The organism is Hoeflea sp. CAU 1731 (assembly GCF_039888615.1).
Lineage (GTDB): Bacteria > Pseudomonadota > Alphaproteobacteria > Rhizobiales > Rhizobiaceae > Flavimaribacter.
In genome coordinates this window covers 421,952-444,597 of record NZ_JBDQQS010000001.1, presented here as the reverse complement: position 1 = coordinate 444,597, position 22,646 = coordinate 421,952, and the positions used below count along the sequence as shown (strand labels likewise).

Annotated in this window: 20 protein-coding genes and 1 pseudogene; 6 read left to right on the top strand and 15 right to left on the bottom strand. The window is 57.5% G+C overall.

What is annotated here, in order from left to right:
- Positions 1 to 183 precede the first annotated feature (183 nt).
- The 5 genes from AAFN47_RS02145 to AAFN47_RS02125 all read right to left on the bottom strand — a co-directional run bounded on the left by AAFN47_RS02145 (position 184) and on the right by AAFN47_RS02125 (position 7,591).
- Entirely contained in the window at positions 184 to 2,961 is a 2,778-nt protein-coding gene (locus tag AAFN47_RS02145; protein WP_499807562.1) for a valine--tRNA ligase, read from the bottom strand.
- A gap of 141 nt (positions 2,962 to 3,102) precedes the next feature.
- Complete coding sequence (locus AAFN47_RS02140) at positions 3,103 to 3,753, bottom strand: PopZ family protein (protein ID WP_499807561.1); 651 nt, start codon at positions 3,751 to 3,753, stop codon at positions 3,103 to 3,105.
- A gap of 327 nt (positions 3,754 to 4,080) precedes the next feature.
- On the bottom strand, positions 4,081 to 5,433 hold the full coding sequence (locus AAFN47_RS02135; protein ID WP_499807560.1) for a TolC family outer membrane protein: 1,353 nt from the start codon (positions 5,431 to 5,433) through the stop codon (positions 4,081 to 4,083).
- A gap of 160 nt (positions 5,434 to 5,593) precedes the next feature.
- Positions 5,594 to 6,262: a protein-L-isoaspartate O-methyltransferase family protein gene (locus AAFN47_RS02130; RefSeq protein ID WP_499807936.1), complete on the bottom strand. Its 669-nt coding sequence runs from the start codon at positions 6,260 to 6,262 to the stop codon at positions 5,594 to 5,596.
- 183 nt (positions 6,263 to 6,445) lie between these two features.
- A complete protein-coding gene (locus AAFN47_RS02125) occupies positions 6,446 to 7,591 on the bottom strand; it encodes an aromatic ring-hydroxylating oxygenase subunit alpha (RefSeq protein WP_499807559.1) in 1,146 nt (381 codons plus the stop codon).
- A gap of 179 nt (positions 7,592 to 7,770) precedes the next feature.
- Here AAFN47_RS02125 and AAFN47_RS02120 point away from each other — a divergent pair, with 179 nt between their 5' ends.
- The gene (locus AAFN47_RS02120; protein ID WP_499807558.1) at positions 7,771 to 8,463 is read left to right on the top strand and encodes a nitroreductase family protein; all 693 of its coding nucleotides are present in this window, start codon (positions 7,771 to 7,773) and stop codon (positions 8,461 to 8,463) included.
- Here AAFN47_RS02120 and AAFN47_RS02115 read toward each other — a convergent pair whose 3' ends face one another.
- Complete coding sequence (locus tag AAFN47_RS02115) at positions 8,464 to 9,228, bottom strand: sulfite exporter TauE/SafE family protein (protein ID WP_499807557.1); 765 nt, start codon at positions 9,226 to 9,228, stop codon at positions 8,464 to 8,466.
- Between the two features lie 29 nt (positions 9,229 to 9,257).
- The gene (locus AAFN47_RS02110; protein WP_499807556.1) at positions 9,258 to 9,917 is read right to left on the bottom strand and encodes a dienelactone hydrolase family protein; all 660 of its coding nucleotides are present in this window, start codon (positions 9,915 to 9,917) and stop codon (positions 9,258 to 9,260) included.
- Between the two features lie 206 nt (positions 9,918 to 10,123).
- On the opposite strand from AAFN47_RS02110, the gene AAFN47_RS02105 reads away from it, so the two are divergent.
- Positions 10,124 to 11,053, top strand: a complete 930-nt coding sequence (locus AAFN47_RS02105; protein ID WP_499807555.1) for a sulfotransferase — start codon at positions 10,124 to 10,126, stop codon at positions 11,051 to 11,053.
- 155 nt (positions 11,054 to 11,208) lie between these two features.
- Here the strand turns inward: AAFN47_RS02105 and AAFN47_RS02100 are convergent, their stop codons facing one another.
- Positions 11,209 to 11,385, bottom strand: coding sequence for a hypothetical protein (locus AAFN47_RS02100; RefSeq protein WP_499807554.1), 177 nt, complete (start codon positions 11,383 to 11,385; stop codon positions 11,209 to 11,211).
- A 202-nt stretch (positions 11,386 to 11,587) separates the two neighbouring features.
- Between AAFN47_RS02100 and AAFN47_RS02095 the strand changes: the two genes are divergently transcribed.
- On the top strand, positions 11,588 to 12,862 hold the full coding sequence (locus tag AAFN47_RS02095) for an ATP-grasp domain-containing protein (protein ID WP_499807553.1): 1,275 nt from the start codon (positions 11,588 to 11,590) through the stop codon (positions 12,860 to 12,862).
- A 90-nt stretch (positions 12,863 to 12,952) separates the two neighbouring features.
- Here the strand turns inward: AAFN47_RS02095 and AAFN47_RS02090 are convergent.
- The 7 genes and pseudogenes from AAFN47_RS02090 to AAFN47_RS02060 form a co-directional block, all read right to left on the bottom strand.
- A pseudogene (locus AAFN47_RS02090) lies at positions 12,953 to 13,852 on the bottom strand (dihydrodipicolinate synthase family protein).
- Between the two features lie 127 nt (positions 13,853 to 13,979).
- Entirely contained in the window at positions 13,980 to 15,164 is a 1,185-nt protein-coding gene (locus AAFN47_RS02085) for a CaiB/BaiF CoA transferase family protein (protein ID WP_499807552.1), read from the bottom strand.
- Between the two features lie 244 nt (positions 15,165 to 15,408).
- Positions 15,409 to 16,023 (bottom strand): pyridoxamine 5'-phosphate oxidase family protein, encoded by a 615-nt coding sequence (locus AAFN47_RS02080; protein WP_499807551.1) that lies wholly within the window; start codon positions 16,021 to 16,023, stop codon positions 15,409 to 15,411.
- A gap of 239 nt (positions 16,024 to 16,262) precedes the next feature.
- The gene (locus AAFN47_RS02075; RefSeq protein ID WP_499807550.1) at positions 16,263 to 17,054 is read right to left on the bottom strand and encodes an NAD-dependent epimerase/dehydratase family protein; all 792 of its coding nucleotides are present in this window, start codon (positions 17,052 to 17,054) and stop codon (positions 16,263 to 16,265) included.
- 5 nt (positions 17,055 to 17,059) lie between these two features.
- Positions 17,060 to 18,337, bottom strand: coding sequence for a TRAP transporter large permease (locus AAFN47_RS02070; RefSeq protein ID WP_499807549.1), 1,278 nt, complete (start codon positions 18,335 to 18,337; stop codon positions 17,060 to 17,062).
- Positions 18,338 to 18,340: 3 nt separating this feature from the next.
- The gene (locus AAFN47_RS02065) at positions 18,341 to 18,889 is read right to left on the bottom strand and encodes a TRAP transporter small permease (protein WP_499807548.1); all 549 of its coding nucleotides are present in this window, start codon (positions 18,887 to 18,889) and stop codon (positions 18,341 to 18,343) included.
- A 74-nt stretch (positions 18,890 to 18,963) separates the two neighbouring features.
- Positions 18,964 to 19,962, bottom strand: coding sequence for a TRAP transporter substrate-binding protein (locus tag AAFN47_RS02060; protein WP_499807547.1), 999 nt, complete (start codon positions 19,960 to 19,962; stop codon positions 18,964 to 18,966).
- A 127-nt stretch (positions 19,963 to 20,089) separates the two neighbouring features.
- On the opposite strand from AAFN47_RS02060, the gene AAFN47_RS02055 reads away from it, so the two are divergent.
- The 3 genes from AAFN47_RS02055 (at position 20,090) to AAFN47_RS02045 (ending at position 22,644) form a co-directional block, all read left to right on the top strand.
- A complete protein-coding gene (locus tag AAFN47_RS02055; RefSeq protein WP_499807546.1) occupies positions 20,090 to 20,809 on the top strand; it encodes a FadR/GntR family transcriptional regulator in 720 nt (239 codons plus the stop codon).
- 82 nt (positions 20,810 to 20,891) lie between these two features.
- Complete coding sequence (gene kdgD / locus AAFN47_RS02050) at positions 20,892 to 21,800, top strand: 5-dehydro-4-deoxyglucarate dehydratase (protein ID WP_499807935.1); 909 nt, start codon at positions 20,892 to 20,894, stop codon at positions 21,798 to 21,800.
- The gene (locus tag AAFN47_RS02045) at positions 21,793 to 22,644 is read left to right on the top strand and encodes an amidohydrolase family protein (RefSeq protein WP_499807545.1); all 852 of its coding nucleotides are present in this window, start codon (positions 21,793 to 21,795) and stop codon (positions 22,642 to 22,644) included. Before kdgD ends, AAFN47_RS02045 begins: the two co-directional genes overlap by 8 nt.
- Positions 22,645 to 22,646: the final 2 nt, after the last annotated feature.

Here is a 22,646-nt window from a genome sequence, read left to right as displayed (position 1 = left end):
GGATGAGACCGATGCGCCGAGTTTGTGGCGGGATGTGGGCAAATCCCGGCGTAGAATTTCATAGCAAAGCTTTACCAAGAATGTGTTGCCAAACAGCCACAATTGGTACGTTCGCGCCGATATTACTGCCCATTCAGGACTTTTTCTGCGGAGCGGGCATTCTGGCAACAGTCGAATACTGTCTTAAGCACCAGCTTCAGCAACCCGCTGCAGGGCAATGGAAAGACGTTCTTTCTGCTCGATCAGCTCTTTCTGCTTCTCGCGCTCGGCTTCGACGACATCCGGTCTGGCGTTTTGAACGAACTTCTCGTTTTGAAGCTTCTTTTCCGACTTCTCGATATCCGAGGACACCTTGTTGAGCGCCTTTTCCAGGCGGGCCTTTTCAGCGCCAAGATCAATAAGGTTGCCGAGAGGAAGACAATAGACCACGCCGTGCACGACCACCTGCACCGAGCCGCGCGGCGCTTCTTCTTCCAGGATTATGTCGTCAACGCGAGCGAGTCGGTTGATGGCCGGTGTGTGACGCAGCAGTCGGTCGCACACGTGTCTGTCGGCGTCGACCGTAATCAGCGGGCCTGTCGCGGAAGGCGGAATATTCATTTCCGACCGAGCCGAGCGGATCTCGGTGATCAGATCGATCAGCCAATTGATTTCGTCTGCGGCGTGGTCGTCCGCAAAGTTGTCCTGCGGCCACTCGGCGTGACACAACAGGCCGCGCCTCTTGCTGCTCTGGGTCCACAGTTCCTCCGTCATGAAAGGCATGAAGGGGTGGAGCAGCTTGTAGATCTCATCCAGAGAATAGGCCGCGCAGGCCTGCGATTCCCGACGTGATTCTTCATCATCGCCAGAAAAAACAGGTTTCAGCAATTCCACATACCAGTCGCAGAACTGGTTCCAGACAAACCGGTAGGCCGACGATGCGGCGTCATTGAACCGGTAGGTTTCGATGGCTTGCGTAATCTCGGAGCTGGTCCGGGACAGTTCCGTCAGGATCCACCTATTGATCGTCAGGCTTGCGTTTTCGGGCTTGAAGTTCGGATCGCGTGCTACGCCGTTCATCTGGGCGAACCGCGTAGCGTTCCAAAGCTTGGTGCCGAAATTGCGATATCCCTCGACCCGCTGCGGATCGAGTTTTACGTCCCTGCCCTGCGCCGCCATGATGGCCAGCGTGAAGCGCAGCGCGTCGGCGCCGTATTCCTCGATCAGTTCGATCGGGTCGATGACGTTGCCCTTGGACTTCGACATCTTGGCGCCGTTCTTGTCGCGAACCAGCGCATGTACATAAACCGTATCGAACGGCTCCTGTGGACTGTCGTTTTCATCCTTCATGAAATGCAGCCCGAACATCATCATCCGGGCGACCCAAAAAAAGATGATGTCGAAGCCGGTGACAAGCACGCTGGTCGGGTAGTAGGTCGCAAGCTCCGGTGTTTTCTCCGGCCATCCCAGTGTCGAGAACGGCCACAGAGCAGACGAGAACCAGGTGTCCAGCACGTCCTCGTCGCGAACGAGCGCTACGTTTTCGCCGTAGTGTTCGGCGGCGGCCGCGATTGCTTCTTCTTCCGTCTTGGCGACGAAGATATGCTCGTCCGGTCCATACCAGGCCGGGATCTGGTGGCCCCACCACAATTGACGCGATATGCACCAGGGCTGGATGTTCTCCATCCACTCGAAATAGGTTTTCTCCCAGTTCTTCGGCACGAATTTCGTTCTGCCTTCGCGAACGGAAGCAATCGCCGGCCGTGCAAGGACCTCAGCGTCCACGTACCATTGGTCGGTCAGGTATGGCTCGATAGGTACGCCGCCGCGGTCGCCATGGGGCACCGCGTGGACATGGTCTTCGACCTTGTCCAGAAGCCCAAGGGCTTCCATGCGTTCAACGATTTTATTGCGAACGACAAAACGGTCCTGACCGTCATAGGCGCTAATCGTCTCAGACAGTTCATCCGATGACGGCACGCCTTCAAGAAACTCCTCATTGCCGTCCAGAGTAACAATCGCCTCACGGGTCATGATATTGACGGCGCGCAGCCCTGTGCGTTTGCCAACGTCAAAATCGTTGAAATCATGGGCCGGGGTCATCTTGACGGCGCCGGTTCCTTCTTCCGGGTTTGGGTACTCGTCGTCGACGATCGGTATGCGGCGCCCGACCAGCGGCAGAATGACAGTCTTGCCGACAAGATCTCTGTAGCGCTCATCGTCCGGATGAACCGCGACGCCCGTATCGCCAAGCATGGTTTCCGGTCGAGTCGTTGCGACGACCAGATAATCCCGCGTCTCCCATTCCGTCGGATCGCCGTTTTCATCGAAGGTGACCGGATGCCGGTAGGTCGCGCCCTGCTCGAGCGGATAGCGGAAATGCCACAGATGACCCTGCGTCTCGACCTGCTCGACTTCCAGATCGGAAATGGCGGTGTTGAGCTTCGGATCCCAGTTGACGAGACGCTTGTCCTTGTAGATCAGGCCTTCGTTGTAAAGCGATACGAAGACTTCGAGAACCGCCGCAGAGAGACCTTCATCCATCGTGAAGCGTTCGCGCGACCAGTCGCATGAAGCGCCGAGCCGGCGAAGCTGGTTGAAGATCGCGCCGCCCGATTCAGCCTTCCATTCCCAAACCTTTTCTACGAATTGTTCCCGCGTCATGTCCCGGCGGTGGAGTTGTTGCTCCATCAACTTGCGCTCGACAACCATCTGGGTGGCGATGCCGGCGTGGTCCATGCCAGGCTGCCACAACACGTTTTTGCCGCGCATTCGCTCGAACCGGATCAGGATGTCCTGCAGCGTGTCGTTGAGGGCGTGCCCCATATGCAGCGAGCCGGTGACATTGGGCGGTGGAATGACAATGCAGTATGGATCGGCGTCCGGCTTGGACCCCGCGCCTGCGCGAAACGCGCCGGCGTCTTCCCAGCGTTTCGCAATTTCCAGTTCGCTGGAGGCAGCGTCATAGGTCTTTTCAAGCATTCGATCAGCAATCAGATGAGGGAGTTTTCGCAAGGGATGTACCGCCACTGGTCGCGGCTTTCAACCCGTATGGCTGTAGCTGTGGCGGATCAATGGAAGCGACGCGCAGCAGCGCGCGCCCATCTACGTGAAAAGAATCGATCAGCGTCCCTTGGCGATCCGCTCTATCTCTTCCCTTACAAGGCGCTCCACGAGAACCGGAAGATTGTTGTCCAGCCATTCACGCAACATTGGCTGCAACATTTCCTGGGCGATCTCGTCGAAGGATTTCGTCGGACCGGTAACGACCGCCTGGTTAAGATGTTCGAAGGAAGCGGCCACGCGATCACCGGTTTCGGACGACACCAACGCATTCGAGCGCAGGGCGTCGCCGACTGTAAGCTTGTCCGCCGGCTTTGACGCGGCAAAACGATCCGGCGCGGGCTTTTCAGGCATGGTGCGCGTTACCGGAGCGTCCAGCTTCTCGGGCGCTTTGGGCGCTGCGAAGCTTTGCGGATCCGGCTTGGCCGAAGCGGATGGCTGAAAAGTTCCGGCGCGCGCGGCGACTTCGGCGAGACTGACTTGCGGTCTGGTCGCTGAAGTTGCGCCCTGACCCGCCGGTTTGTAGCGGGCCTTCTCGTCCTGCGGTGGCGGCGAGTCAGACCGTGGCGGGTTTCTGTCGAAGCGGTTATCGGAAGCATCGCGAGGCGGCGTCGAAGGAGCCTTCATCGCGGTCGTTCGCGTCGCCTGAGTATTGGCGACTTCGTCCCTGACCCGAGCCAACGTCGGGCTTTCCTCTTCCTCGTCCGTCATATCACTATCGGACGTTGCAAGTTGGTGCAGACCATCATCCGCGCCGTCGGTTGTTTCTATAATCCTGCGTATGGAAGCTAAAATTTCTTCCATGCTCGGCTCACGCGCCGCATTTGACTGTGACATGCCGTTCCCCGTATTTGCCGCACAACATCCAGTGGTCGCCAACAGGCGCAACCGAATCACAGGGATAGTGTATGCCACTCGGCTGCAGATGAGAATTCCCGCGGCCGTGGCGCTGATTAAGTTTCACAGATTAATTTCAGGCGGTAACATCGCCGGCAAAGGCCGCGGCGATTGCAGCCTTTGCTTGCACGCAGGGAGCGATTACTGTCCGTCGACTGTGCGCAGACCGAACCATTTGTCCTTCACCGCTTCGTAGTGAATTTCCGGCTTGTACTTGTCGACGCCGAGATTGAGATAGTTGACTGTCAATCGACCCATCGCGCTCAGCAGGCTGTAGCTGGAAACGATCGCATCCCTGTGCGACTGCGCCAGATCCTCCTGGGCTGTCAGAACGTTTGTCTGTGTCTCGAGAACGTCAAGCTGGGTGCTCTGACCGACCTTCTGCTCCTCGACAACGCCGTTAAGCGCCAGCTTTGCAGCGCTGACCTGCGCCTCGTTTGCGGAAATCGACGCCTTCGAGGCCTGGAAATTGGTGTACATCGAGACCACGTCCTGCTGGACCTGTCGCCGCGCGGAGTCGACAAGTATTTGCGCCTGGCCCAGCGTTTCCTTGGCCTGTCTGACCTGGGCGGAAGCCAGTCCGCCCTGATAGATGGGTACAGACACATTGCCCTGAATGATACCGGTGGTGTAGCCGTACTGGCTGTGCTGGACAGTGCCCTGGACACTAACATTCGGCAGGAAGGTGCCCTCAAGCGACTTCACGTTGAATGACGCTGCGTCCACCGTATATTGCGCGCTGAGAATGGCGGGATGTTCACGCAGGCCGATTTCAACCGCCGCGGTTGTCGACGATGGCAGACCTTTTTGATACGGCGACGGCATTTGCAGGTTCTTGGGCTCGTCGCCTATGATCTGGACATAAACGGCCTCGCTTGAATTTTCGGCGGCCTGGGCGGCCAGCAGTTGCGCGCGCGCCTGTTCGAGCTGCGCCTGGGCCAAGGCCACATCGGTCCGAGTGCCTTCTCCGACATCAAGCCGCGCCTGCGCCGCGTTCCGCTGTTCGTCGAGGAACTCGAGATTTTGCTGACGCGCGGTCACGATAGCGCGGTCGCGCAGCAGATTGGCGTATATCTGGACGGCCGAAAGCAGGATCGTCATTTCATTGTTGATGAGATCCTGCCGCCCGCCAAGCACGTTCGACTTCGCCGCGTTGACATTGTTTTTTGTCTGGAAACCGTCGAACAATGTCTGGGTAAGCGTCACGCCTGCAGATGCGGCGTCGGTAATCGTAGATGTTTCGGAAGGGGCATGCCAGGTTGTCGTGCGCGAGGCCTCGACGCCGGCGATGATTGTTGGACGATAGCCGGATTTGGCTATAGCCACGCCTTCGTCGGTGGCTCTCAGGCCAGCGCGAGCTGCGTTGAGGTCGGGGTTGTTCTCGTAGGCCTTCGCCATCGCGCCGAATATCGTTTCGGCGTAAGCTGCTCCCTGTGCTGCGGCGAGACTTGCTGCAGCGACGGATAGAATTAGTAGTCTGCGGATACTTGACACTATATAAATCCCCAATTGACGAGCGAACGGCGAACATGCCGTCGTCTATCCACTACCCTGTCCCGTTATATGTAGCCGTAATGCTTTTGTTGCAACGGTTCAGCCATGCCAGGGAGTGAAGATGCCGGGACCCTGTAACCCAATGATCACACCTTGCGTCTCAAAAGACGAATTCTTCCGCTCTTTCGAAACCGTTCAACAGTTTGACGGAAGTATTGAAGCCGCGACGCGAAGACGTGTGACCGTCATCCTTCACGTAGAGCTTGGCGCGGCTTGCATTACCGTGCCCTTCGACGACGACGAGTCTGCCGCCGTCGCGCAACTGATCGAAGAGCGCCGTTGGCAGATCTTCAACGGCGCCGCCAATGAAAATCACGTCGTAGGGCGCCTCGGGCTCGTAGCCCTTCCTTAGATCTCCGGTAACCACGACGACGCTGTCATAACCGAGCCGAGAAAGGGTTTCGGTGGTTTCGGCCGCCAGGTCCTCATCGCTTTCCAGCGCAACGACGGAACCCGCCAGCAGCGACAATAGCGCAGAGACGTATCCCGTGCCGCAACCGATCTCAAGCACCACGTCGTCCGGCGTAATATCCGCCAATTGCAGCAGTTTCGCGAGCGGCGAAGGCTCCATGAGGTAGCGCGACGGGCGCCCGTCCTGACCGGTCGACACCGGAATATCGTCGTCGATATAGGCGAGAGGTTTGAATTTCTCAGGCACGAAATCTTCCCGCGCAACCTCCAGAAAGGCCCGAAGAACGGGGTGCGAGGTGACATCGGTCGTGCGTATCTGATTGTCCACCATCTTTTCGCGCGCTGCTTCGTAATCGATGGTCATGCCACTTCTCCAAATAGTCCGCCTAGCGTCTTAATTCGCACGGCTGACAGTTTCAAGCGCCCAGTGGCGCCGCATTGCCTATAACGGCGAACAGGAAGAATATGCCGCAGTATCTAATCATGAATTGGATACCGGAAACTTAATGCAAATTTTCGACAAATGCTTCATTTGCGAAGATCAGTCTTCAAGAGCGCCTGAAAGGTAGCAGATGAAATCATGGATTTCACGCTCCATCCAGGAAAGCGGTCCACCCGTGGACAGGGGCGCCCTGGCGCCCTTGTATATGCCTTCCACGACATAACGATCCTCGTCATTGACCTTGTCGAAAAAACCGATCGTGTCGCGAAGATACGCATCGGGATCGTCGAGACCGGCGAGAACTTCCGGCGCCAGGGCTGCGCCAAACCGCACATGAACCTGTCCCGTTCCCTTCGGCGTCAGCGTCAGATACCAAAGGTGGTCCGGCGCCAGCACGAACATGTGCGTCGGGAAGATCGTCGGCATGACGGAGGTCCGCCGCCACTCCCCTTCGAGGACATCGTTGTTCGCATGGGCGAGGCCGTAGGTCGCGTCCTTGTTTTTCTTGAATGTTTCGTATGTGAAGTGGCTGTGGCGTTGATCGGGAAATCCCGTGTCGTCAACCGGAAACCACGCCCCCACCGTCGCGCGGTGCGCGATCGGCAGATGATAGCTTTCCATGAAGTTTTCGGTCAGGAGCTTCCAGTTCGTGTCCCAGACGTGGTCCTGGGTCGCCACCTGGACATAATTTTCCATGCGGTATCGGTTGACGACTGGTTCGAGTTCGCGGAGCAAATCGCCAACCGGTTCAACTTTCGGGTCAAGGCTTACATACAGCCAGCCCTTCCAGATTTCACATCTGAGCTCAGGTAGAGCGTTGTCGCGCGCATTGAAATCTTCCGTCCTGTTCATCTGCGGCGCGCCTATCAACCTACCGTCAATGTCGTAGGTCCAGGCGTGATAGGGACAGACGATCCGCCGGCAATTGCCCTTGTCTTCAAGAAGAACCATCATCCGGTGAAGGCAGACATTGGCGAAGGCCCTGACTGCACCGTCACGCTGGCGAATGGCGACGACAGGTTGCTCGGAAATGGTGAATGTCAGATAGTCGCTGGGTTCGGAAAGCGCGTCAGCGCGCCCCAGGCAGATCCAGGATTTGCGGAAAATCCGCATCTGTTCCAGATCATGGATTTCCTGATTGGTGTAGATCGCCGGCGGCATGGCGCGCGCCCGTTCCATAGGCGATGCGGCAATCTGCGAGATCTGCCTCAGCAGACGTGCGGATTCGCTCTTTGCAGACGACATTGCCTGGGCCTTTCATCGGGTATAGTCATTTGTACGCCAATGATCTTGTGATCGCCGTTTTTCGTTGTAAAGGAGAATTTTGTAACGCTTTGTGTAGAGTTGGAAATCGCGCTTGGCGCCGCATAGAGATTCCAGGACAGCTATCGTCCGAAGCTGCATAAACAATGACAGGCACAGAGATGTTTTCACGCGAACATATGAATTACGAACCGGTCGATTTGCCTGATCGGATGGATTTCAGCGACGAGCGGATGCTGAGCGAGGCAGCCGCGTTCTACGACCGTATGCGCAAGCGCCACACTGTTCGCGAATATTCCGACCGGCCGGTTGAAAGAAAGGTCATTGAGGATTGCATCCTTGCAGCCGGCACCGCGCCAAGCGGCGCGAACCACCAGCCATGGCATTTCGTCGCCATCGCCGATCCTGAACACAAAAGGAAGATCCGGCTGGCGGCTGAAGAAGAAGAGCGCCGTTTTTACGAGGGCGGCGCCGGCGACGAATGGCTGAAGGCCCTGGAGCCGATCGGCACGAATGACACCAAGCCGCATCTCGAAATCGCGCCGTGGCTCATCGTGGTGTTTGCCCAGCGCTGGGGCCATTTCGACGACGGGACCCGTTTCAAGAACTATTACGTGCCGGAAAGCGTCGGGATCGCTACCGGTTTTCTGATCGCAGCGTTGCACCATGCCGGCCTGGTGGCGCTGACCCACACGCCCAATCCCATGAAATTTCTCAACGGGCTGCTCGGGCGCCCGGATTCGGAAAAGCCGGTAATGATCATCGCGGCCGGGCATCCGGCGGCGGACGCCAAGGTGCCGCAGGTTGCAAAGATCAAGAAGCCGCTTTCGGAAATCCTGACCGTGATCGACTGATCAGGAGTGCAGGAAGCCTTCGACGCTTGTGTAGAGCAGGCGTATCGAGAGGACAGCCAGCAAGATCAGCAAGGCGCGATCGAACGCCTTGGCGGACATCTTGCGGGCCGCCCAGGCGCCAAGCGGCATGGACACGAACAACGGCGGAAGCGCGGCGAGGCTCATCCCGATTGTTGTCGGCGTCATCAGTCCGAAATAGCTAAGCGCGATGACTTGCACGACTGACATTGCGACGAAGAATGCCGAAACAGTCGAGATAAACTGGGCGCGTTCGAGACGCATGGCGTTGAGAAAGCTGACAGCCGCCGGCGCCGATATTCCCGCCATCCCCTGCAGCATCCCACCGACAAACCCCATGGGAAACGCAATCTGCGACGCCCGGGCAAAAGAGAGCCGGAAATCAGGCCGTCCAATGCGAATGCCGATATAGGCGAACACCGCCGCGACAAGCAGGATGGACAGGATGTCGCCGTCAAGCGTCGTGAGCAGCACCGAGCCGGAGAACGCGCCAAGGCCTCCGGCGACAGCGAATCTCAATGCGAAACGATCCGGTAAACGCCAGGCTCGGTATTGCCATTGTTGCCAGACATTTGTCACAAGGTTCGGTATCACCATGATTACGACCGCAAGCCGGATATCCATGAACGCCGCAATCACCGGAACGGCGACAATCGGCGTTCCGGCGCCGGTCGCGCCCTTGACGAGACCTCCAAGAAACAGGGCGCACGCAATAATCGCGAGCGAGAAGAAGCTGATGTCGGACATGGAATTGTTCGCTGGCTATGGTTTTCCGCTCAACCGATATGAGCGGCAAGGAAGGCCTTGCTGCGTTCGTGCGCCAACGCCGCCGCCTCGGGCGTATAGGCGGCGGGCCGCGCATCGTTAGCGAAGGCGTGCCCGGCGTCGTAGATGTGAACCTCAAGTTCGGGCAGATAGGCCTTGACCTGTTCGATGACCTCCGGCGGCGTGTGATCGTCCGTCGATCCGAAATGGCCGATCACGGGCGCCTTGAGCGATGAATCCAGATATTGCTGCAACCGGGTGCCGTAGAAGATCACAGCGCCCACGATATCAAGCTTCTGCGCTGCACGCAGCGCCAGGCCGCCGCCCCAGCAAAACCCCATGACGCCAACCTTGCCACCCTCAACGGAGAGCGCGCGAACGGCCGCGTCGATATCCTGCATGGTCTCTGCAAGGTTCGTCGACTGCATGAGTTCCAGCCCGCGCGCAGCGTCCGAAAAAGGGATCACGGCCCCCTTTGTCTTGCGATCGAACAGCGCCGGTATCGCGACGTCATAGCCAAGCTTCGCATAGGTTTCGGCAAGGGATTTGAGTTGGTCCGTAACGCCGAAAATCTCCTGCAGGATCACTAGCCCGCCCCTGCTCTGGCCTTCGGCGGGCGCCATCCAGCATTCAAGCGCATGCCCGTCGGACGCGGTTATCTGTGTCATCATCTGGGCGAATCCATTCCGGTTACTGATTCAACACAATCGTTGTTTTCCTGAACATCATAACGGGTCGCGTTGCCATGCGCAAAGCACAGGACAGGCTTTGACCCAGCACGACAAATGGCTGGACTCCCGGCAGGGAATAACCAAATTGAACAAGTGCGCGGATGTTGGTAAGCGCTTCGCGAGCGCCTAAAAGAAGGAATCGGATGGTGCAATTCCTTGAAAGGATCCGTCAGAAGAAATCGACGGGACGCGGCATGTCCGGACGCCCGGTTCAGGCAGGTCCGGACTTTCTCTGCGTGGGCGCACAGAAAGGAGGCACGACCTGGTTCTTCGATCAACTGGAACATCATCCCGATTTCTGGATGCCTCCTGTCAAGGAGCTTCACTACTTCAACACACAGTTTCGCATCCACAACGCCGAACGGCTGTACAAAGAGGCCACCAACGGGCTGAGGAAGTTGAACAGGACGCTGAAGAAGTGGAACAAGCGTCCCCTCGAGCAAAGTGATATCGAGTGGCTCAAAGCATTCATCGAACAGGATGGCGATCCGGTCGATTTCGATCGGTACCGACAGCTCTTCTCGCCCAAGGAGAACCGCCTGTCGGGAGATGTCACGCCCAACTACGCTATCCTCCCGGATGAAACCGTTTCCACCATCTGTCGCGAACTGCCGGAAGTAAAAATCATCTATTTCGCTCGCGACCCGATCGAGCGCATCTGGTCGCAATACTGCATGGTCGTCGACATGCTGAAATGGGAAGCTCCGGAGCAGTTCGACACGTTTCTGAAATTCGCGGATCAGTTCGAAAGCAGAGAACACTCCCGTGCCGCGGCCAATGCCGGCCGCTGGAAGGATTATTCCGGCTCATCCCGGTTCGGTCTTTATTTCTTCGACGATATCCAGTCGGATGCCGACGAAGTCAGACGCCGCGTGATAGCCTTTGTCGGCGGCGATCCCGCCAGGAAAAGCGGCAATCTCGGTGGTAGTTTCAACCGGAAAAGCAAAAACCCGAAGATTGCGATGACCGAAGATATCCGCGAACACCTCGTCGACACGCTCGGCGCCGAAGTGATAGCAGCAGCCAGGGAACTCGGCGGACCGGCCGAAGCCTGGCCGGCGCGCTACGGGCTTTAAAGCCAATCGACACTCGGGTTTCGGACACGACGCGTACGGATGATCGTGGTTGTTGCGCTTGCCGCGCTTGCAATCGGAACGACGATAGTCTCGATAGTCTTGACGCTTTGGCTGCCGATCAACGTTGCCGACGAACCGGCTTCGCGTACGATCCGCTAATAATCGGCCACAACAAAGTGGTGATTGGTGGTCTGGAACAGACATTCGCACCGAAAGTGCTGGAACCAGCGACAGATCATCGCCATCCCTGTGAAGTCCTTGGGCAAAATTCGACCAGCGGTTACGCCGAGCAGCACGTAGAAGACGGCGTTCAAGATTCTCGCATTGGCCATTGGCTTGGCCGCTCGGTGGCTGGAGTCTACACGAGGCTCTTCAGACTGGCTTTGACAATCGACTCGGAGTTGGCCATCCACCCCTTGCACATGCATCGGGCCAACTTGTCAGTCAGCAAAGCGAACTGCAAACGACAATCTGTAGGATGTCTGAATTTATCCAGATTTTTTAGGTATATAGGAATGTTGGACTTTATTTTTCTTGCAGAATCAGGATGACGGTACCAGCAACAGCAGATTTCACAGCGCCATTCTGGCGCATTGGCTAAGAGTACGATTTTGGGTGTTATTTATGCATATTTTGGTCATGACCGCAGGCTGGCATTCGGCGCTTGCCTGCATACAATCATTCGGGCGGCGGGGACACCGTATCAGCGTTCCCGGACTTGGTGAGCGATCTCCTAATTCGCGATCCAGATATGTGCACAACGTGATACCGCCATCTCACGGCGCACTGTCTCTGGAAGACGCAAGTGACTTGCTGATCAAGACAACTCTTGAAAATAAAATCGATCTCGTCATCCCGGTAACAGACGAGGATGCCGAAATAGCCGCCCTCGCCCAAGCCAAGACTTCAAACACGGATCTCTTTCCAACCGGGACCGTCGAAGCTGTGCGCATCATGAGAAGTCGCAACAGAACGACCGAGTTGTGTGCGGAGTTGGGGATCTCCACTCCCGCAACCGTTTTCACACATACGGATACACTCATGTCGGACGCGGAAAAGAGGGGGTACCCATTCTTTTTGAAACAGTCCGGCAGCGTAGCTTCGAGAGGAGTGGCGCGCATTGACAATGAGAAGGTCCTGCGAACCGTAGCGCGAGACATCCGTCCCGGAACTGAGATCCAAATGCAGGAGGTGGTCAACGGAGATTTTGTCGGATTGACAGCATTCTGCCGCGCTGGCGAAGTGGTAAAGAATTTTGCTTTCCAGACGCCGTATGAGCTTTCCTTTCGTGGCAATCCGCCCTTTGCGACTGCAAAAACAGTAACGCCGCAGCTGTTGGACTGCATGCGGAAGATCGCCGGTCGTCTCAACTGGAGCGGCGGTATCGACCTCGACTTCTTGCAAGGTGGCGACGGCAAGACATATCTTCTTGAAATCAATCCGAGACTGTCTGGAACTATCGTCTTTGCTCAAAAAATCGGATTGGATTTTCCGTCTGCGTATCTGAATGTGGATGATGAAGTGTTCATACCCGGGCTCAACAGAGGCGCAGATGGTTTTATTTGCCTCCTGACCGAATCCGGTTACCTCCGGCAGGATTTCCCGAGATGGTCCGATTATGCAATCAAATTCCGTTCGGAACATATGTGTGTTGAAAGCGCATATCCCGATGACCCGGGTTTTTCGGGAGCTATGCATGCCGAATACATGAACAACATCCGCGTAGGTTGCGAAAATTCTGGCAGGAGGAAGAGATCAGGCGTTCTGCGTTCAATCCTCAAGCCAAAGCGTCGAAACCGCCCATCGTGAAGAACCGGTCGGCTCAATCGGTATTTGAATACGGAGCGGAATCAGCGCTGAGCCAATCGCCATAAGATGACTTGCAAGACGCCTGTCCGACTACAAGAGCAAGCCGGCGCGTTCGAGGACGCCGTCCAGGCGCTTCTCTAGTTCGGGCGTCAACGGCGCCATGGGCAGTCTGTGTTCGTTGCGCGAGATAACGCCTCTCCTCCTGACCATATATTTGGTGGTGATGGGCGGGGTGTCAAAGCCAATCGACGCAAAGAGCTCCGACATCTCGTCGTTCAGTTTTCGCGCGCCCGCGATATCTCCGCTGTCGAACAGTCTGCACATCTCGGCGACCTTGTCTGGAATGACGTTGGCAATGGAGATCATAGCGCCGGATACGCCCAGCGCCATCATCGCAAGCGTTGGTTGCTCCATCCCTGAAAAGATTTTCATGTCGGGATACCGGTTGAGGATCGCTGTGACCAGCCCCGTGGATTCGTCTGTGTTCTTCAATCCGGCGAAGTTGGGCGACCGATCCCGGATCGCCGCAATCGTATCGACAGTGAGCCGAACGCCGGTCCGACCCGGTATATGATAGATCATGACAGGCAGCTCCGTGCGCGCCATAACATCAACGAAATAGTCCACCATTGCCCGCTCCGGCGGCTTGCAGAAGAACGGCGTCACGATAACAATCACGTCAGGCTGGAGATCATTGTATCGGCGGATCATCTCGGCGGTCTGGGTATGCGATTCCGATGCGGTCCCAACACATACCAGAACCCGGCCGGCCGATACTTCGACGGCGACGCTCGCCAACCGCTACCGTTCCTCCATAGTCAGTGTCGTGTGCTCGCCGCTGGTGGCGTTCGTCAGGAGTCCGTTGGCGCCGTTTTCGATCTGCCATTCGCAGAGCGTGGCGTAATCCTCATAGTCGACTTCGCCGTTCCTGAATGGAACAACGAGCGGCGTAATGGATCCCCGCAAAAAATCGAGATTCTCATGGGCCATTATGGCGCCTCCATCGCAGATTGGCGTCACCCTATCACGACCTGCAATTATTACGCGCAATTTACATGGTGTGAAATTCCTGCTGAAAGGACACGACACCCGGCAGGACACATGTCCTCGGCGAAATTTAGCGCGAGAGCACGCCCGCCTTGCGCAGTTCTGCGATCTGTTCGTCCGAGTAACCGAGATCCGCGAGTATCGCATCGGCATGAACGCCGAGTTCCGGCGGCGGTCCGTCCGGCGCCTCTTCGACATCCATGAACTTCACCGGCTGCGGAACGGATCGAAAACGCCCTTCGAGACCGTCTGTCGGGCGGAAGAAATCCACGGCCTGCAGGTGCTCGTCGTGCATAAGGTCCTGCATCGTATTGACGACGGCGTGTGGAATATCCAGTCTGGAGAAAGTGTCGACCCATTCGGCCGTCGTTCGGCCTGGCAGCGCCTTTACAAGCAATCCGTACAACTTTTCCGAATTCGCGTTGCGGCCTGCCGCCGTCGCAAACCAGGCCTCTTTCATCACCGCCACTTCGCCGATGTCGGCGAGTGTCTTTTCCCAATGCGCGCCGCTGTATGGCATGACGGCGAGCCATCCATCAGAGGTCTTGTAGGGTTTGCGGTTAGGATTGAGAAGCCGGACATAGCCAGGCCTGGCGTCTTCATTGAAACTGGCGCCGTCGAGATGTTCGTTGAGCAGAAATGCCGTGATCGCTTCGAACATCGGCACTTCCACGGCGCAAGCTTCGCCAGAGCGTTCGCGATGCATCAACGCCGCTAGAATAGAATAAACAACATGCAGCGCCGCGACCTTGTCCGCCATGATTGTCGGCGCATATTGCGGCTCCCGGCCCATTTCCAGAGGCAAGGCTGCTATGCCGGACACAGCCTGGATGACGTCGTCATAGGCCGCCCTGCCTGCATAAGGACCATCGCTTCCGAAACCAACCGCCGCGCAGTGAATGATCTTGTCATTCGTCGTGCGCGCCGCCTCCAGGGAAAGGCCGAGGCGGTCTGCGGCCTTCGGACGCATATTGTGCAGCAGCACGTCGGAGTGTTTGATCAGGCGCTTCAGAACAGCCTGTCCCTCCGGTTTGCGCAGATCGACTGCGATGCTCTTCTTGTTGCGATTGTTGTTGGCGAACAGCGCGCCCATGCCGCTCGGACCAACAGTTCCGGAATAGCGCGCGAGATCGCCGTCAGGAGGTTCGAGCTTGATGACTTCAGCGCCGAGATCGGCCAGAATCTGTCCCGCCAGGGGACCCATCACGATTGTCGTTACTTCGAGGATACAAATCCCATCCAACAGCTTTTTCATTCAAAATCTCCAGCCGGCGACGAACCTTCAAGCCGCTGGCGGAATAAAAGTCAATTCCGGCAATTCGAATGACAGAAGACCGATGGCTTGAAGAGCCCGTTGACCGAGCCTAAACATCTCCGATGCGACTGGCCCGTTGGGGCCGATTTGGCGGCTCATGATCAGTTTGGGCGGCCTGACCATCGGCGCGCCGATCACAATCGGCGACCAGCCGGCTTCCGTCTGGTAACATGTGATCGGGCGATCACCACATGGTTTTCTTGTAGCCGTCGGCCAGATTGGCGTCCAATTCCTCGCCGCTCTCGGCAAGCGCGAGTTGATCGCGCATGATCTGTCCGAGCGTCGGCATTTCATTGCGGTCTGGCCAGGTGTCCGGTTGCCAGAGATGTGAACGCATGAACGCCTTGGCGCAGTGCATAAAGACCGCCTTGATCTCGACGACGAGGACCGCCAGCGCCGGTCGTTCGCCGACAGCAAACTTCTGCCGCAGGTCATCATCGGCCGTCAATCTGCCGATACCGTTGATCCGCAGCGTTTCATTCATCCCGGGAATGAGGAAAAGCAGCCCGACGGCCGGGTTTTCAACGACGTTTTCCCAGGTGTCGAGACGGTTGTTTCCCGGCCGGTCCGGGATGGCGATGGTGGTGTCGTCCAGAATTATTACAAAGCCCGGCTTGTCGCCTTTCGGCGTGGCGTCTGCGTTACCCTCTGCGTCCTGTGACCCGATCACAACGAAAGGACTGCGGGAGAGAAAACCCTTGGCATGCTGATCGAGCGTTTTCATTTCCTTGCGCACGGCGCCCACATGGGGTTCACGAAAGACCGTCCGCAATTCTTCTCTGGTTTCAATAAATTTCATGTTTCTACCTTTCATCGCCTTCGCCTCGTCCGCGATTACCGGAGGCGAGGCAAACAAAAGTTCATGCAATCGTGACGATTTTCTCCGAAGACTTTGACGAGCGCCTGATTCCACAATCAGACCCCAGATAAAGCACACCTGTGCCCAGCGCGAAATCGTATACAGCGCACAATCCATGAATAATCATAAAAATGTTGGATCGACGCGCTTGTTGCCGAGACGCTTTGGCTCGCCGAGTCTTATTCGTGAATCGGATCGGTCGTGAATTTCCCGCCCTGATAGACTGCAGCAGGATCGTCCGGTAGCGGACGCTGCGCCGAAAGCGCCACTTTCTGTCTGTAGTCATCCGACTTGGACCGCGGCGTCCAGCCGAGATACCCGACGCCCGCATTGTCCCACCAGGTCGCGCTGTTGTTCGAAGCCCCGTAAACGACCGGACATCCAAGACGCGGAACACGAAACACACATTCAACGAGCGCAACAAGATCGTCGATGCTGAGCCAGGTCGACATCATGCGGTGGTCACTCGGCTCCGCGAAACAAGAACCGATCCGCACCAGCGCAGTCTCGATCCCGAACTTGTCGTGATAGAGATTGGCCATCGCCTCGCCGAAACATTTCGAAACGCCGTAAAGCCCGTCAGGACGCAGGGTCGCCGTGGCGTCGAGCCGCTCGGTTTGCAGATGATATCCGACTACGTGATTGGAGCTTGCGAACAGGATGCGCCTTACGCCGTGGCGGCGCGCTGCCTCATAGAGATGGTATACACCATCAATGTTGGCCCGACGGATCTTGTCGAATCGGTCTTCCAGAGACACGCCGCCCAAATGGACGATTCCGTCGCAGCCTTCGACCAGGCCCATCACGTCTTCCGCGTCGCCAAGATCGCATTGGACAACTTCAGCGGCGACGCTTTCGGCTTCAAACGCCTCGATGTCTGACAGCCTTATATGCTGCGCCAGATGATCGAGCCGGTTGCGTATCGTGGCGCCGACGCCTCCCGCAGCGCCGGTTATCAATAATCGCTCCATTATCGTCACCTCATCAGATTTGGCAGGAACATGGAAATTGCGGGCACATAGGTCACCAGGAGCAGGGACGCGATAATCGCCAGATAAAATGGCCAGATCGTCCGCACGACATGGTCCATGCGCACGCCTCCCACAACGCAGCCGACAAACAGGCAGGCGCCGACGGGCGGCGTGCACAGGCCGAGGCCGAGGTTCATCATGATGATGATGCCGAACTGAATGGGATCCATGCCAATGTCCCGCGCCAGAGGCAAAAATATCGGGGTGCAGATCAGGATCAACGCCGCCATATCCATGATCATGCCGAGCAGCAGCAATACGACATTGATAAGCAGCAGGATTATTAGTGGATTGTCGCTGATGCTGGTGATGCTGGCGGCAAGCGTGTCCGGCACCCGGTAGAGCGTCAGAAGATAGGCGAACGCCGTTGCGGTCGCCACCAGCATCATGACCAGAGACGTTGTGCGAACCGAGGCGAGCACCGCCGTTATGAACCGCTCCCAGGTCAGTTCGCGATAGACCAGCGCCGTCACGACGATCGCGTAGATCGCGCCGAAGGCGCCGGACTCCGTCACCGTCATGACGCCGGACAACACGCCCCCGACAATGATTACTGCTGTCAGCAGGCCGGGAATTGCAACGACAAAACTTATGGCGAGCACCTGCCAGCCGGGAAACGCCTCTGAAGCGTAGCCGCGCCGAACGGCCACCAGATAGGCGGCAAGCGCGAGACAGACGCACATCAGTATGCCTGGCACGACGCCGGCGATGAACAGGCTGGATACCGATACGCCGCCTGCGGCGACGGCGTAGAGGATCATGTTGTGGCTAGGTGGTATGACGACGCCGGCGATCGACGAGGTCACCGTGACGTTTACGGCGTAATCCGCGTCATACTTCTTTTCCTTCATGACCGGGATCATGATCGAGCCAAGGGCGGAGGTGTCTGCTACCGCCGAACCCGATATGCCGCCGAACAACATCGATGACGCGACGTTGACGACGCCGAGCCCGCCGCGGATGTTGCCGACAGCAGCCGAGGCGAGCCGCACCAGCCTGACCGCGATCCCGCCCTGCAGCATGAGTTCTCCGGCGAATATGAAGAACGGTATGGCAAGCAGCGAAAAGACCGAGATCCCGGACATAATCCGCTGAAACGCCACGAATAATGGCAGCCCCTCATAGACGAATGTCAGTACGGTTGCGATACCGAGCGCGAACGCCACAGGCACGCCCGCGATTAACGAGAAGAAGAAGACCCCGAAAAGCAGAATGAGCCCCAAAAGTCAGTCTCCGATGTTCCTGGACCGAACGGCCAGCAGGTGATTGACGAGTGACGCAAGTTCAAAAATCGCAAACAGCGCGATCAGTCCGCCGGAAATAACCATCGGAACAGCGCGCCAGCCCTCAGAAATCTCCAGCATCGGAATGCGTCGCGCCCATGTGCCAGAGGCCAGAAGGCCGCCCTGCCACGCCATGCACACTCCGAACGCCGCCATCAGCGCAGACGCGATCAGTCTCAGGACAATCTGCATGGTGAATGACAAGGCGTCACGAACGAAATCCACGCCGAGGTGAGACTTTCGCCACACGCACGCTGCGCCGCCCAGGAAGGTGATCCAGACAACCAGGACAAGGGACAGTTGTTCCACCCAGGTCGGCGTGTCGTTGAGAGCGTATCTGCCGAACACCAGCCATCCCATCGTCCCGATCAGAACCACAAGCATCGTTCCGGCGACAAGCATGCATGCGGAAACCACAAGTTCGATAATATGGCGAACCGCCGGCCACGAACCGGCGCTGTCGGTCAAACTATCCTTGCTCGCTTCCACCATCAGGGTGCGCCTGTATCCGCCGCAAAAGAAAACGCCCGGATCTTTGGACCCGGGCGCGTTGCTATAAACCTAGTTTAGTTGGTCGCCTGGATGGACTGGACCAGGCCCTTCATGTCCGGATTTTGAGACAGGAAACCATCATAGACCGGCGCCATATGCCCCTGGAATGCGGCCTTGTCCTCGACCTCGTTGATAGCCACGCCTGAATCTTCGACCTTCTTGCGGCTTTCGAGTTCGCGCTCGGCCCAGAGCTTTCGCTGCGTCTCGGCTGCGTTGATTGCGGCCTGACTCACGATGTCCTTGTCCTCATCAGACAGGGCTTCCCAGGCGTCGGTCGAAATGCACAGACATTCCGGAATAATCAGATGGTCGGTGATCGAATAGAACTTCGCCACCTCGTAGTGATTGGAGCTCTCGAATGACGGATAATTGTTTTCCGCGCCGTCGATCACCCCGGTTTTCAGAGCCTGGTAGACTTCCGAATAGGCCATGGGCGTGGCGTTGCCGCCGAGATTGTCGACCATGTCGACGAACAGGCTGTTGTTCATGACACGGAATTTCATGCCGTCCATGTCTTCCGGTTTCATGATCGGCTTGTTGGTGTTGTAGAAGCTTCGTGAGCCGGAATCGAACCACGAAAGCGCGACCAGTCCCTGCTCCGCAAGAGCGTCGGAAAACTGCTGGCCGATATCGCCGTCCATGACCGTGTGCATGTGATCAATACCGGTAAAGATGAAAGGAAGCGAAAGCACATTCGTCGCCGGGACAATCTCGCCCATCGGCCCCATGTTGAAGTTGGCGAATTGCAGGGCGTTGTTGCGGGTCTGCTCGATAGCGTCGGATTGCGAGCCCAGCGTTCCGCTGTGGAAAACTTCCGCGGTCACCCGCCCATCCGTCTTGGAATTGACCTCGTCCACAAACTGGTCCATCGCCACAGAATTTGGATAGCCGGCGGGATGTATGTTCCATCCGCGCCAGTTGTCTGCAAGCGCGGGGGCGGCGAGTCCGGCGGCCACTCCGCCAGCAATCACGGCCGACACCGCCAGACTTCGCATATGAGTTGCAATATTCATGATCCTGTTCCTCCCTTGAAATGCGATCAGCATCCAAATTCATCATACATGTGATCATATTTGCGTCAATACATATTATAAGATAGATTGCCGCCAATAGAATTCATTTGAACCGGAGCCTGCATTCTTGGCAAAAGCAACCGCGAAATCCGGCACGCTCGTTGCGCGCGTCTGCGATGAAATCAGAGAGGCCATCATATCCGGCCGCCACGCCGTCGGCGACAAACTGCCATCGGAAGCAAAGCTGACGGAGATGTTCGCCGTATCGCGGACTGTCGTACGGGAAGCCGTCGCAAGCCTGCGGGCCGACGGCCTTGTAGAAGCACGCCAGGGCGCTGGCGTCTTTGTCATCGCCAATCAGATGTCCAGCGGCCCTTCCCTGCAACAGATCGACGCGCGCCGCGTCTCTTCGATGATCGAGATCCTTGAGCTCAGAACCGCAATCGAGCTGGAATCGGCTGCCTTGGCAGCCAGTCGCCGCTCCCCGGCGCAGGAAGAAGCAATCTATGAAAGACTGGACGATTTCACGCGGGCCTTCGAAAGCGGACGCTCCACAACGAAGGCGGATTTTGCATTTCACCTCGCTATAGCGGACGCCACGAACAATCCGCGCTTTCCCGAGATCATTGAGATGTTCGGGCATTCGGTTATTCCGAGAACATCCCTGCAGAGCGGCGCGACGGAAGACGCCAGCGCCCAGTATCTGCAACTCATCCAGAACGAACACAAGACCATAGCCGACGCTGTATCGCGCGGCGACGCACAAGCCGCGCGCGAAGCGATGCGCACGCACCTGCGCGGTAGCCAGGAACGCTATCGGCGGCTTCTGCGTGACGGACAAATCTGAATATTCATCATACAAGTAGTTGACTTGTCGTGCGTGACTTCTATCATGAATTTACGCGCAACACGAGCAACGGGCTTTGATGATGGAACCGCACGATTTGAAACTGGCCTTGGGCTCCGGACTGTTGTCCTTCCCCGTTACTGCGTTTAACGACCAGGGCGCCTTCAACGAAGCCCCCTATCGCAAACATATCGAGTGGCTGTCGCAGTTCGGCGCTGCCGCCCTGTTTGCCGGCGGCGGCACCGGCGAGTTCTTCTCGCTCGCGCCGGACGAACTCCCGGGCGTCGTTCGCGCGGCCAAGGCGGCTGCTGGCGAAACGCCGATCATCTCCGGCTGTGGTTATGGAACCAGAATAGCCGTCGACATCGCCAAAAGCGTTGAACACGCCGGTGCAGACGGCGTTTTGCTCCTGCCGCAATACCTCATCGAGGCTTCGCAGGAAGGCCTGTACCGGCATGTGAAATCTGTCTGCGACGCGGTGTCCATCGGCGTGATTGTCTATAACCGGGACAATTGCATCATCCATCCCTCGACATTGCAGCGTCTTTGCGCGGACTGTCCCAACTTGATCGGCTTCAAGGACGGTTCGGGCGATATTGGGCTGGTCCGCCAGATCACCGCCACGATGGCGGATCGTCTTGTCTATCTCGGGGGAATGCCAACGGCGGAGCTGTTTGCCGAAGCATATCTGGGCGCCGGTTTCTCGACCTATTCCTCGGCCGTTTTCAACTTCGCGCCCAAGCTTGCGATCGCCTTCTATGAGGCGCTCCACAACAATGACCATGCGCATATCGAGGCCTGCCTGAATGACTTCTTCTACCCCTTCATGGCGATCCGCGACCGCAACAAGGGTTACGCCGTCTCGGCGATCAAGGCCGGGGTCCGGCTTGCCGGGTTCGACGCCGGTCCGGTTCGACCACCGCTGACTGATCTGACGATCGAGGAATGCGCCATGCTGCGCGACCTGATTGAAAGCCAACCTCATGCTTGAACGCATACTGAGCGGTGAAAAGCCGGCAACCGTCATGCCCGCTGGCGCGACTGATACCCAGACCCACATGTTCTTGCCGAACTATGAGGCTCAACCGGGCGGCCCGCCTCTGCCGTCCGGCTGTCCGGGACCGACCGAATACCGGCGGGTCATGAACTGGCTCGGCGTGGAGCGGGTGGTGATCACGCAAGGAAATGCGCACCAGCGCGACAACGCCAATCTGCTCGCTTGCCTTGAGGAGATGGGTTCGATTGCGCGCGGCGTCGTGGCGATTGGTCCGCACACTGATGCGGAAGCTCTGAAACGCTTTCACGAGGCGGGCGTGCGCGGCGCACGAATTATGGATCTTCCCGGCGGCGCAGTCGGGCTCGAGACGCTTGAGGACATGGAGAAAACCGTCCAGCCTTTCGAATGGCGCCTGGCCGTCCAGTTCGACGGTAGCCAAATCCTGGATCATTTCGACCGGCTGGCGGCGCTGCGATGCAACTGGATACTGGATCACCACGGTAAATTCTTTGAGGGCGTCGAACCCGGCGACAAGAACTTCGATGCGCTTCGCCGCCTCATTGACGGCGGCAATTGCTGGTTCAAACTCGCCGGATGCTATGAATCCTCGCTTGCTGGCGGCCCGCACTACGAAGACATCGGCCGCGTCGCTTCTGCGATAGCAGAACACGCCCCAGATCGCGTGATCTGGGGCACCAATTGGCCGCACAATCTGATTCGCGAGACAAAAGACTATCCAAACGACGCCCGGCTTCTGGACACTGTTCTTGGCTGGATTCCGAAGCGGCATCACCAGGCCATTCTTGTCGACAGTCCGGCGTTCCTGTTCGACTTCTAGGC